This window comes from Stenotrophomonas pictorum JCM 9942, from assembly GCF_001310775.1.
In the GTDB taxonomy this organism is placed as follows: Bacteria; Pseudomonadota; Gammaproteobacteria; order Xanthomonadales; family Xanthomonadaceae; genus Stenotrophomonas; species Stenotrophomonas pictorum.
The window spans coordinates 1-11872 of the sequence record NZ_BAZI01000057.1 but is presented as its reverse complement, the minus strand read 5'-3'; the positions used below and the strand labels follow the sequence as shown (position 1 = coordinate 11872).

Here is an 11872-nt window from a genome sequence, read left to right as displayed (position 1 = left end):
GGCGGGGTGGTCGCGGCAGCGGCTGGGTGGCGTGCAGATCGGTCAGGTTGACGATGGCGCCGCGCTGGCGGCGCAGGTGTGGGGCGGCGGCCTGGGCGAGAAAGAAAGGCGCGCGGGCATTGACCGCAAACAGCTCGTCCCACTGTTCCGGCTGCACCTGTCCGAACGGGGTCGGGAAGAAGTTGGAGGCATTGTTGACCAGCGCATCCAGCCGCCCGAAGTGGCTGACGGCCTGTTCCACCAGATCCGGCACGCAGGCAACATCGCGCAGGTCCGCTTCCAGCGCCAGCACGCTGCCTGGCCGTTCACTTTCCAGATCGAAGGCCAGTGACTGCAGCTCCTCGCCGGACTGGTGGGCATGCAGGGCGATGCGATAACCATGGGCATGCAGGTGCCGCGCAATGCCGGCGCCGATCCGGCGCGCGCTGCCGGTGACCAGGGCCACCCGTTGGGATTCTGTCATCTGTGGTTTCCTCACTCGGCTATCCTGTGCATTGTCCCCGTAAACCGCCGCATCATGCACGCCGACCTGCCCACGCCCGACTCCGAAGCGCTTGCGCACAGCCAGCAGCTGGCTGACCACCTGCGCGCCGACATCTTCGCCCAGGGCGGTGCGGTGCCGTTTTCACGTTTCATGGAGCTGGCGCTGTATGCCCCGGGCTGGGGCTATTACAGTGCCGGCGCCAGCAAGTTCGGTGCTGCTGGCGATTTTGTGACCTCGCCGGAGATGGGGTCGTTGTTTGCTGCAACCACCGCCAACGCCTTGGCACCGGTGCTGCAGCAACTGGGTCCGCAGGCGCGGATGCTGGAGCTGGGGGGCGGCAGTGGCGCATTCGCCGAGGTCATGCTCAAGCGTCTGCATGAACTGGATGCACTGCCTGCGCGCTATGCGATTCTCGAACCCAGTGCGGATCTGCGCGAGCGCCAGCGGGAGCGGCTGGCCAAGGTGCTGCGCGCGGAGGTGTTCGCACGGTCCAGTGGCTGGACCGTCCGTTCGATGACGACTGGGACGGGGTGGTGTTCGCCAACGAGGTGATCGATGCATTGCCGACGCCGCGCTTTCTGGCCAGCGACGGCGAGATCTACGAAGAAACCGTGGAGCTGGATGGCCAAGGCCGCTTCGTGCGCGGCGCGATGCCGGCCGATGCGTTGTTGCGTGCATCGGTCCGCCACATCGAGGCGTATCTGGAGGAGCCTTTCGCCCACGGCTACCGTTCGGAGGTGCTGCCGCAGCTGCCGTACTGGATACAGGCCGTCGCCGGTGGCCTGCGGCGTGGGGCGATGTTGTTCATCGACTACGGCTACCCGCGTGCGGAGTTCTACCGCCATGACCGCACCGATGGCACGCTGCGCGCGTTCTACCGGCATCGCGCGCACAACGAGGTGTATCTGTGGCCGGGCCTGCAGGACATCACCGCATCGGTGGATTTCACCGCGCTGGCCGAGGCCGGTACCCATGCCGGTTTTGATCTTGCCGGTTACAGCAACCAGGCCAGCTTCCTGCTCGGCAACGGTATTACCCGGCTGCTGGAACAGGCCGAGCAAGACGCTGATGAACGCGGGCGGGTAGGTCTGCGCAATCAGCTCAAGAAGCTGACCTTGCCCAGCGAGATGGGCGAGCGTTTCCAGGTGATGGGCTTCAGTCGCGACGTGGATTTCTCGGCGGCCTTTCTGATGGGCGATCTGACTTGGCGCCTGTGAGCACGTTGCTTAAACCGTTGCGGCACGCGCGGTTGTGGTTGGGATTGTGGTGCGTAGCATTGCTGGGTGTGATTGCGGTGTGTCTGATTCCACCGCCGCCGCTGGCATTGCCGCCCAACAGCGACAAGCTCGAACACTTCCTCGCGTATTTCGTGCTGGCCGCCTGCGCCGTGCAGCTGTTCGCCACACGTCGCGTGCTGGGCGCGGTTGCGCTGGGACTGGTGCTGATGGGGATTGGCATCGAGTGGGCGCAAGGTGCCCTGACCGCCACCCGTATGGCCGATCCGATGGATGCGCTGGCCAACACCAGCGGTGTTGTCGCGGGGATGCTGACCACCCTGACACCACTGCGCGATCTGCTGCTGCGTTTGCAGCCGCGTTGAGCGGCGGTTCCAGTCTGGAATCCGGGTTGCCGCTGCAACCAGCGGGTGCGGTGCGCCGCCGAAGTGCCGTCGCTCACTATCCGGCTTTTCCACACGCGGGCGGGCTGCTACGGTTGGCAGGTCACCGGGGCCCTGCGCGGCACCGGTGACGGCTGTAAAAGATGGCGCGGTGCGGGCCGCAGGGTGGAGAGGACCCTGGGGAACGCACCGCGCCCTCCCGGGTAATTACTTGGCCGGTTGCAGCTGGATCTGGTCCAGCACCCACATCTGCGGGCGGGTATCGCCACTGAAGGTCATGCACAGATCGGTGGTCTGTTCGGCGCCCTTGCGCAGCGGTGCTTCCAGTTCGATGAAGCCGTCCTTGTCCGGATGTTGCGGCAGCGGTACCGACGCCAGCACGCGCCCTTCGCAACCGGCGCGCACCTCGAACTCGCCGTACCTGGCCACAGGCTTGCGGTAGCCGCGGCGGGCCTCTTCTTCCTTCAGCAGGCCGAAGTTGTAGGGGATGCGACCGGCGCGGACCTTGAACGCGGCGATGTCCTGCAACTGTGCGTCTTCCCACAGCCAGCACGGGTTGAAGATGCTGACATCGAAATTGTCCCGCCCGCTGCCCTCCAGCGGATTGTCGTCTTCCAGGCGCAGCAGCAGGCGCCCGCCCTGCGGGCATTGCGCCAGGGTCTTGTCGGTGCGGGTCAACAGCGAGGCGGCATCGAATGTCCAGCTGCTGGGGGCATCGGCGACGGGCTTGCCGTTGAAGAAGGTCAGCGCCTTCAATTCCGTGGGCACCGGGAGCGTCAACGCACCGGGGTAGGCCGGCGATTGCGCGGTGGGCGGGCTGCCGTCGGTGGTGTAGCGGATGTCGCGGTAGCCCAGTGGATTGGACAGCTCTACCGTCACCTTGTTGCCGGCGCGGTCGTCCTGCCGTTTCATTGCCACGGCCAGTGCGGTCTGGCCATAGGCGATATCCAGCGCCTTGTAGCGTTGCAGCTGTGCCGGCAGACGGGCCAGGAAGTCGTCGTAGCTCTTGCGCGCCAGCGGCGTCCAGGCGATCTCGGCCAGCGCCGACATGCGTGGAAACAGGTTGTGCTGCAGACGTTCGAACGTGCGGGTGTGCTCGGTCCACATGTTGGCCTGAACGCCCAGCACATGCTTGCGCTGTTCGGCATTCAACTGGGCCGGGATCGGATCGAAGGCATAGATGCGCTGCATTGAGGTGAACTTCGGGCGGCCCGGCGGCTCATCCGGCGAGTTGGTCTGCAGGAAGTCCAGATACAGCGTATTGCCCGGTGTCATCACCACATCGTGGCCATGGGTGGCTGCCTCGATGCCGCCCTCGATGCCACGCCAGGACATTACCGTCGCTTCGGGTGGCAGACCGCCTTCGATGATCTCGTCCCAGCCGATGAGCTTGCGGCCGTGGCTTTCCAGGAACTTCTCCAGACGCTTGAGCATACGCGACTGCAGCGCCTCCTCATCCTTCAACCCCAGCTCGCGGATGTAGGCCTGCACCTGTGGCGAGTCCTGCCACTGGTATTTGACCGCCTCGTCGCCGCCGATATGCACGTACTGGCCGGGGAACATCCCGATCACTTCGCTCAGGATGTTCTCCAGGAACTGCAGGGTTTCCTCGCGCGGATTGAACAGATAGGGATTCACGCCCCAGTTGTGCGATGTCTGGGTCGGGCCGTCGACCACCCCATGTTCCGGGTAGGCGGCGACAGCGGCCTGGGCATGGCCTGGTACGTCGATTTCCGGCACCACGGTGATGTGGCGGGCGGCAGCGTAGGCCACGACATCGCGGATCTGGTCCTGTGTGTAGTAGCCGCAATACCGGTTGGGTGAACCGTCGGCCTTGACGCCGGCCTCGCCGGCCGGCACGCGGCAGCTGCCGACTTCGGTCAGCTTCGGATAGCGCTTGATCTCCATGCGCCAGCCCTGGTCGTCGGTCAGATGCCAGTGGAATACGTTGAGCTTGTGCAATGCCATCGCGTCGAGCACCAGCTTGATCTGCTCCACGCTCTGGAAGTGGCGGGCCGAATCGAGCATGAAGCCACGCCAGGAAAAGCGCGGGGCATCATTGATGCTGACGGCGGGGACAGTGACTTCCGTGCGGCCCGGTTCGGCGGTGAGTATCTGCAGCAGTGTCATTGCACCATTGAACAGACCCGCAGAACTGTCGGAGCGCAGGATGATGCCGCTTGCGTCCACCTCCAGCGTGTAGCTGCCTTTCGTACCGGCTGGCGCAGCGGTGTCGAGTTTGAAATGGATTCCGCCAGCTCTCATTTTCTTTCCGTCAGCTTGCTTGAGCTTTAGAGGGCTGGTTCTTTCAAGCAATTCGATGAATTGCTGAGCGACGATTGCAGCGGCATCGTCATTGGCAGTGATGGCTGTGAGGTTGTTGACAGCAACGCTGGAGCGGCTCGGCTGCACGTGCTGTGGCGCAGGTATCACGGATACCGCCAGCGATTGGGCCGCGTGGTCCGCGGCGAACGCGGTGAAGCTGGCGCTGAGCAGGAGGCAGCTGGTCAACAGGCTGCGGACGGGAGGATTCGTGGGCAGGCGGGTCATAGTTGCTCCGTAAAGAAGTGTGCCGTTATCTCAAAAAAAACGGGCCTAGAAACCCTAGGCCCGTTGGAGGAGAAAAAACAGCGAGTAAAACAGGTGAATCACTTGATTTGCATTAGAAGGCGAAGCGCAGCGAGCCCATGAAGCGGCGGCCGCTCAGGTATGCACCGCGGGTGAGTTGTTCCACGCCCGAATAGGAGTGGTACTTCTCATCAAGCAGGTTCATGCCTTCAAGTGCAACGGTCAGGTTGTCGGTGACCTTGTAGGACACCGAGGCGTCAACCGAGGTGTAGTCCATGGTCCACAGGTCACGGCCACCGCTGACGTTGGTGAAGTACTTGTCACGCCAGTTGTAGGTCACGCGAGCGGCGAACTTCTCGTTCTCGTAGAACGGAGCGATGTTGAACTGGTTCTTCGAGTTGTACGGCAGCGGACGGTCCGTCGCCCCCTTGGCGCCGGTGGCTTCACCATCGGAGTAGGTGTAGTTGGCCACGATGCCGAAACCTGCACCGAAGTTCTGCTGCCATGCCAGCGAAGCGCCCTTGATCTTGGCGTCGCCTGCGTTCTGCGGACGGTCAACCTGATACACCGTGTCGATGTTCTGGTTCTGGTTCCAATGCGTCTCGCTGGTCGAGGACATCAGGATGTAATCAGACACGTCGCGATAGAACAACGAGCCAGCCAGGATTGCATCTTCGGTGAAGTACCACTCGGCCGAGAAGTCGAGGTTGGTCGAACGATACGGCTTCAGGTTCGGGTTGCCGCCGCCACCGGTCAGGGTCTGATCGGCCAGCCACAGGTAGCTGGAGACGTCAGCGTAACCCGGACGGGCGATGGTCTTGGCTGCCGAGAAGCGCAGCACCAGATCTTCAGTTGCGTCGAATGCCAGGTTCAGGTTCGGCAGAGCGTTGTTGTACTTGCTCTTCTGTACGCGCCATTCGTACTTGTCGACCGGGCAGGAGCTTACGTTGACCGAACAGGCCCATGCGCCGCTGCCGACGTTGGTCTGCACATAGCGCACACCAACGTTACCGCGAAGGCGATCGAAGCTGAAATCAGCCTGCAGGTAAACGGCCTTGGTGTCCTCGTCGATCGCCCAGGTGTTACGCACGAACTCGGCCGCATTGAAGGTCGACACTTCCGGCATGGTCTGCCACGGTGCCAGCCAGTCGCCGCTGGAGATGAAGTCGGCCAGCTTCCAGCCATCAATGGTGAAGCGGTTGCCCAGATCACCGTAGCCGCTGAAGCCGTTGAGGTAGTTGCCCGGCAACGGACGCGGATCGAAATCTGCAGCGTTACCGTCGCCGTAACCGGCAACCGACGCCAAAGCCACGCCGCGCTGGATCTGGCTGGTCTTGTGCGCACGCTGCTTGTAGCCGGCGCGGAGCATGTAGATCGGCGAGTCCAGCTTCAGACCGAAATCGAACTGGCCGTAGGTTTCTTTATCCACGGTCGGCTTTTCGACCAGGTTGCCACCCCAGCCGGTATTCCATGTCGGCTGGGTTGGATCTGCACCCCAGCCGCCGTCCATCTGGAACATTTCCGGATTGGTGAACGGGTTGGCACCGTTGAAGGTCACGCTGCCGGGGTTCTTCGGTGCGCCAGCGATGGACCAGGTGTAATCGGTACGTGCCAGAAACTCGCCGAATACCTGCTCCGGGCCACCTTCGGCCTTGGTGGTGCCGATATGGGTTGAGGCGAACCAGCGCTCATCGTTCCAGTCGATCTTGACGTCGTAGGTTTCCGACTCGACCTTGGCGCGGCGGTTCTGCAGATCGAAAATCGCCAGGCCGTTTTTGTGGGTGCCACTGGTGATCAGGCCGTCCTTGACGGTCACATCGGTCATCGTGAACAGGCTGTTCCACGCATTGCCCGGCATCACGAACATGGACTGCGCCATATGATCGAAGTTGGCATCGATCTTCAGTGCGTTGACTTCGATACTCAGCTGCTCAACCGGCTTGAACTGCAGCGTGGCGGAGTAGGTATTGCGCTTGCGCTCCTGTTCGAAGAAGTGCGCGCTGATCGAGTTCGGGCCAATGGCGGTCAGATTGTTGGCCAGCGTGTCGGCGCAGGTACCCACGCAGGTCGGGTCCTTCGGCGCACCGATCGACCAATCCATCGGCGGATTGATGACCGAGCCGCCACCGCCCTGACCCTGGTAGTAATCCTTGCCGGTCACATGGCCATAGGCCTCGATGCCGTCGCGGCGGATACTTTCGTGCTGGGACTGTGCCGAAAGCATCACGCCGAAGTTCTCAGCAGCGTTCTTCCAGCCAAAGGCGACCGACGCCTGCGGATCGGTCTTTTCGACGCGGTCATTGCGGGCGAAACTGACCTGGCCGGTGATAGAGGTGCTTTCCGGCATATCCAGCGGCTTGCGCGTGGTGATGATGACGGTGCCGCCGATCGAGCCTTCTTCCAGACGGGCTTCCGGCGACTTGAACACTTCCACCTTGCCCACCAGCTGCGGTGCCAGTAGCGAGTAGTTGAAGGTGCGGGTCGGGAAATCGGACATGTTCCAGTCGCCCGAGGCGATGGACTGGCCGTTGAGCAGGGTGCGGTTCAATGCCGGATCGGTACCGAGGATCGACACCTTCTCGCCTTGGCCGTAGGCCTTGTCGATGGTGACGCCCGGAATGAGGGTCATCGCTTCGGCAACGTTGGACGCCGGGAACTTGCCCACGTCTTCAGCGGTGATCACATCGACGATGGCATCGGCATTGCGCTTGGTTTCCAGCGACTGTTGCAGGCTGGCGCGGATGCCGGTGACAACAACGCGATCAAGGTCGGTCGCGCTCTGGCTGGCGTCCTGTGCGTGGGCCGAGAAGCTCAGGCAGGTGACGATCGCGGCGGATAGTACGGACTTGCGGTACCTCATGATGTCTCTCCTCATCATTGTTGGATTTCCGGTGTGCACCGGACACTGCGTAGTGGGGGTCCATGCGCGGTTGATTCGACACATGCACCGGGGTACTGCGGTTGGAAGTGCTCCGGGTTAGACGTCCCTCCGGCCCAGATACCAGCTTGCGGCGCCGATGACGCCCAGTTGCCCGTGCTCTACCAGCTTCACGGGAATGCCTTGCAGCGCCGTGGTCATCGGCCCCTTGTTGAGGAAGCGCTCGACAAAGGTGCTGTTCAAAAGGAACTGGCTGATCTTCGGCAGAATGCCGCCGGCCAGGTAGATGCCGCCCTTGATGCCGTACAGCAGCGCCATGTCGCCGATGGTCGAGCCGAGGATTCCGCAGAACAGCTGCAGGGTTTCACGCGCCACCGGATCGTCATTGCCCTGGGCGGCCGTGCTGATGGCATCGGGGGTGGCGTGGACAGGACGGGCGTCGCGGATGGCGCACAGCGCGATGTAGAGATTGAGCAGGCCGGGGCCAGAAAGGGCCTGTTCGATACAGACATGCGAGCGACCCCGCAGCATCTGCTGCAGTACCGCCGTTTCCAGTGCGGTGGTGGCCGGCAGTGACGCCTGGCCGGCTTCTGTGGCCAACACCACCGAGCGACGCGGGCCGGGAATCCATACCGCGGCACCCAGGCCGGTGCCGGGGCCAACGATCAGGGTCGGACCCGACGCTGCGTCGGCCGGGCCGGTCAGCTGCAACACCTGGCGTGCATCGATATGGGCCGCCGCATGTGCCACGCTTCAAAATCGTTGACCAGGTGCACCGCCTCGAAGCCAAGGTCGTCGCGGATGCGTGTGGTGCTCAGCGCCCATGGCAGGTTGGCCGAAATCACCGTGCCGTCTTCCAGTGCATAGCCGGCGCTGGCGATGGCGCATTCGCGCACGCCCGGTGCCTGGCTGCGGAAGTCGGCAAGGATCGCGCTGAGGCTGGGGTAATCGGCACAGCGGTACTGGCGATAGGACAGCACATCCAGATTCGATGGCACTCCATCAGCCGCTTGGATCAGTCCCACGCGCACGTGTGTTCCCCCCACGTCCGCGGCCACCAAGGGGGCAGGGCGGGGGGTGAAGACATCGTGTGCTGGATGGATGCTGACGGCCACTGGACTTTCCCCGGAGATTCGCGCGGCGTGTCTGGGCGCTGCGGTAGCCGGAGTTTCGTGTTGGGTGACAACGATGTCAAGCTGCGTTGCAAAAAATTTTCATATTGATCAGGTTGTACATGCCCCATTCATATCAATGATTTACGGGGATATTTCACTTTCACCTGCAACCTTGCTTACGTTTCAGCCGTTTTGTGGAGGGTGACGCCTTTGGCTGTGAAATTTATTCGCATGCCTTTTGTCCTCCCAAAAGAAAAGGCCACCGTCCCCGGTGGCCTTTGTTTACAGCGGCCTGTCTACAGGGGTCTGGGTTGATCAGTCCGCCATTTGCAGCTCCACGCGATCCAGTGTCCACATGTTCGGGCGGGTGTCGCCGGTGAAGCGGATGCACAGGTCGGTGGGGGTATCGGTGCCGGTAATCGGGGCTTCCAGCTCCAGGAAACCGTCGGCGGCGGGGTTGGCCGGCAGGGGCACGCTCGCCAGCGGCTTGCCTTCGCAGTTGGCCAGGATGTCCATCTCGCCATGCGTGCTGCGTGCCGGTACGAACTTGCGGGCAGGCTCATCTCCGGCCAGCTGGAAGTTGTAGGGGATCCGGCCGGCCCGCACCTTCACCCTGTGCACGCCGCGCAGGTCGGCTTTTGGCCACAGCCAGCATGGGTTGAAGATGTTGACGTTGAAGATCGCGCGCTCCCCTTCGGCCGGGCCGTCGTCTTCCAGTCGCAGCAACAGCTTGCCACCGTTCGGGCACAGGCCCAGCTGGGTGTCTTCGCGGATGCGCAGGGAATCGCGGGTTAACTGGAAGCGGTTTTCCGCAGCCAGTGGCTTGCCGTCGAAGAACGCGGCCACGCGCACCTCGGTCGGCAGCTTCAGTTGCAGTGGCTGGTTGTAGAGGGGCGAGCTGGCGGTGACCTCGCTGCCATCGAGCGTGTAGCGCACCGCATAACCCAGGGGATTGTCCAGAGTCACTTCGGCGGTGCCGGCGATGCGGTCGCCCTTCTTGCTCATGTCCACCTGGAACGGCGTCTTGGCATAGGCGATATCCATGGCCTGATAGCGTTGCAGCTGACGGGGCAGGCGGGCGCGGAAGCTTTCGAAGTCGCGCTTGTTCTGCGGACTCCAGCCGGTTTCGGCCACTGCCGCCAGGCGCGGGAACAGGTTGTGTTCCAGATTCCGGCTGTTGCGGGTGTGCTCGCTGAACATGTTGGCCTGCAGGCCGAGGATATGGGAGCGCTTGTCGGCTGCCAGTTCCGCCGGCACCGGTTCGAATTCGTAGGCCTTCTGCAGGGTGATTGTGGTCGGACGGCCTGGCGGCTCGTTCGGCGATTCGGTCTGCAGGTAGTCCATGTACATATGGGTGACCGGTGACATCACCACGTCATGGCCTTCGCTGGCCGCTTTCAGGCCGCCTTCGGTGCCACGCCAGGACATCACCGTCGCTGCCGGCGGCAGGCCGCCTTCGAGGATCTCGTCCCAGCCGATCAGGCGCCGGTCATGCTGCTCCAGGAATTTCTCCAGACGCTTGATCATGTGGCTCTGCATTTCCATCTCGTCCTTCAGGCCGAGTTCGCGCATGTCCGCCTGCACGCGCGCGGAGGCGATCCACTGGTCCTTGACCGCTTCGTCGCCGCCGACGTGCACGTATTCGGCCGGGAACATCCCGATCACTTCCAGCAGCACGTTCTTCAGGAACTGCAGGGTGCTTTCTTCGGTGTTGAACAGGTTGGGGAACACGCCCCACTGGTTGTCGATGACCAGCTTCTGGTCGGTGACGCCCAGCTCCGGATAAGCGGCGATGGCCGCCGTGGCGTGGCCCGGCACGTCGACCTCCGGGATTACCCGGATGTGGCGCTCGGCGGCATAGGCGACGATCTCGCGGATCTGCTCCTGGGTGTAGAAGCCGCAGTAGGTGCGCGGCTCACCGGTCTCCTCGTTGCGGCCGGCATCGCCCAGCGGCACGCGGCAGCTGCCCACTTCGGTCAGCTTCGGGTAGCGCTTGATCTCCATGCGCCAGCCCTGGTCATCGGTGAGGTGCCAGTGGAAAGTGTTGAGCTTGTGCTGGGCCATCGCATCGAGCAGCTTCTTGATCTCGTCGATGCTCTGGAAGTGGCGGGCCGAATCGAGCATGAAACCGCGCCAGCCGAAGCGGGGCGCGTCCTCGATGGTGGCCGCGGCAACCTGGCCGGTCTTGTCGCCGGTCAGCAGTTGTGCGGCGGTCACCGCGCCGTAGAACAGCCCGGCCTCATCCCGCGCACTGACGTCGATGCCATTGCTGGACACCTTCACTGCATAGCCTTCGGTTCCGGTCGCCACGGAAGCGTCCAGATGGAAGCGGATCTGTGCCTTGTTGGCCTTGTCGCTCACGGCCAGCGTGGGGCCGCCATTTTGTTTCAGCAGGCTGATGAACTGGCTGGCGACGCGGCGCGAGGTGGCATCGCTGCCGGCTACGCGGGTGGCAGGACCGATGGCGAAGTCTTTTCCTTCCACCGCCTGGTAGCTGGCGGGCAGCGGAATCAGCTGGAGCGGGGCGCCGAGGTCGCCTGCATGCGCGTGCAACGCGGTGAGGCCCAGCAATACGCAGCTGCCAAGCCAGGGGGCGCGGTTGCGCGCGGGAGGGGACTTCGTCATGGGCGGAGCTCCGTTCTTGTGGTTCGAGAGGGTACTAAACAAAAAACGCCGGGCCCGGAATGATCCAGGCCCGGCGCATCACACTCACCGGCGATGGTGCGCGCCGGGATAGATCAGTACTTGAAACGGAAGTTCAGATAGTACTGGCGGCCGTTCTCGTAGAACGCGCTCGGGATGTTGCTGCTCTGGTAGTACTTCAGCGTCGGGTTGTTGAGATTGAGCGCATCGAAGCTCACGCTCAGCCAATCGGTTGCCTTGTAGCTCAGCGACAGCGACAGGGTGCCAAACTCGTCCTGGTAGTACGGGCTGGCACCCTTCAGGCCGATCAGGAAGGCCGAGCGATAGGTATAGCTGACGCGGGCACCGAACGTGTCATTTTCAAAGTAACCGCCCACGTTGTAGGTGTTCTTCGAGGTGCCCAGCAGGTTGCTGCTGCCGTCTTCCCATACATGGGACGTGCTGCCATCGGCATAGGTGTAGTTGGCATTGACGCCGAAGTTGTCACCGATCGGCTGTTCGTACGCCACTTCCACGCCGGTGACCTTGCCGTTGGAGTTGACCGGGACGGCGACCTCATAGGGTAA

5 protein-coding genes and 3 pseudogenes are annotated in these 11872 nt (G+C 63.0%); 2 read left to right on the top strand and 6 right to left on the bottom strand.

The genetic code is table 11. The annotated features are described in order from the left end of the window. Window positions 1-463: SDR family NAD(P)-dependent oxidoreductase (locus JCM9942_RS05140; protein WP_157722787.1), on the bottom strand; the 463-nt coding region annotated here is incomplete at its 3' end. Between the two features lie 54 nt (window positions 464-517). On the opposite strand from JCM9942_RS05140, the pseudogene JCM9942_RS05135 reads away from it, so the two are divergent. Both JCM9942_RS05135 and JCM9942_RS05130 read left to right on the top strand, forming a co-directional pair. Then, window positions 518-1701, top strand: a pseudogene (locus JCM9942_RS05135) (class I SAM-dependent methyltransferase). Continuing rightward, on the top strand, window positions 1689-2084 hold the full coding sequence (locus JCM9942_RS05130) for a VanZ family protein (protein ID WP_083468419.1): 396 nt from the start codon (window positions 1689-1691) through the stop codon (window positions 2082-2084). The pseudogene JCM9942_RS05135 and the gene JCM9942_RS05130 overlap by 13 nt, the downstream one beginning before the upstream one ends. A gap of 225 nt (window positions 2085-2309) precedes the next feature. Here JCM9942_RS05130 and JCM9942_RS05125 read toward each other — a convergent pair whose 3' ends face one another. The 5 genes and pseudogenes from JCM9942_RS05125 to JCM9942_RS05105 all read right to left on the bottom strand — a co-directional run. Beyond that, window positions 2310-4652: a beta-N-acetylhexosaminidase gene (locus JCM9942_RS05125; RefSeq protein ID WP_054658144.1), complete on the bottom strand. Its 2343-nt coding sequence runs from the start codon at window positions 4650-4652 to the stop codon at window positions 2310-2312. A 112-nt stretch (window positions 4653-4764) separates the two neighbouring features. Then, window positions 4765-7530 carry a TonB-dependent receptor gene (locus JCM9942_RS05120; protein WP_054658142.1) on the bottom strand — a complete coding sequence of 922 codons (2766 nt, stop codon included), beginning with the start codon at window positions 7528-7530 and terminating at the stop codon, window positions 4765-4767. 117 nt (window positions 7531-7647) lie between these two features. Beyond that, window positions 7648-8651: pseudogene (locus JCM9942_RS05115) on the bottom strand (glucokinase family protein). A gap of 327 nt (window positions 8652-8978) precedes the next feature. Next, window positions 8979-11288, bottom strand: coding sequence for a beta-N-acetylhexosaminidase (locus tag JCM9942_RS05110; RefSeq protein ID WP_054658140.1), 2310 nt, complete (start codon window positions 11286-11288; stop codon window positions 8979-8981). Between the two features lie 113 nt (window positions 11289-11401). Beyond that, window positions 11402-11872: pseudogene (locus tag JCM9942_RS05105) on the bottom strand (TonB-dependent receptor); the annotation flags it as partial.

Coding starts and splice junctions, on each gene's coding strand:
- JCM9942_RS05120 (WP_054658142.1), bottom strand. CDS start 7,530: ATGAGGTACCGCAAGTCCGTACTATCCGCCGCGATCGTCACCTGCCTG.
- JCM9942_RS05110 (WP_054658140.1), bottom strand. CDS start 11,288: ATGACGAAGTCCCCTCCCGCGCGCAACCGCGCCCCCTGGCTTGGCAGC.
- JCM9942_RS05125 (WP_054658144.1), bottom strand. CDS start 4,652: ATGACCCGCCTGCCCACGAATCCTCCCGTCCGCAGCCTGTTGACCAGC.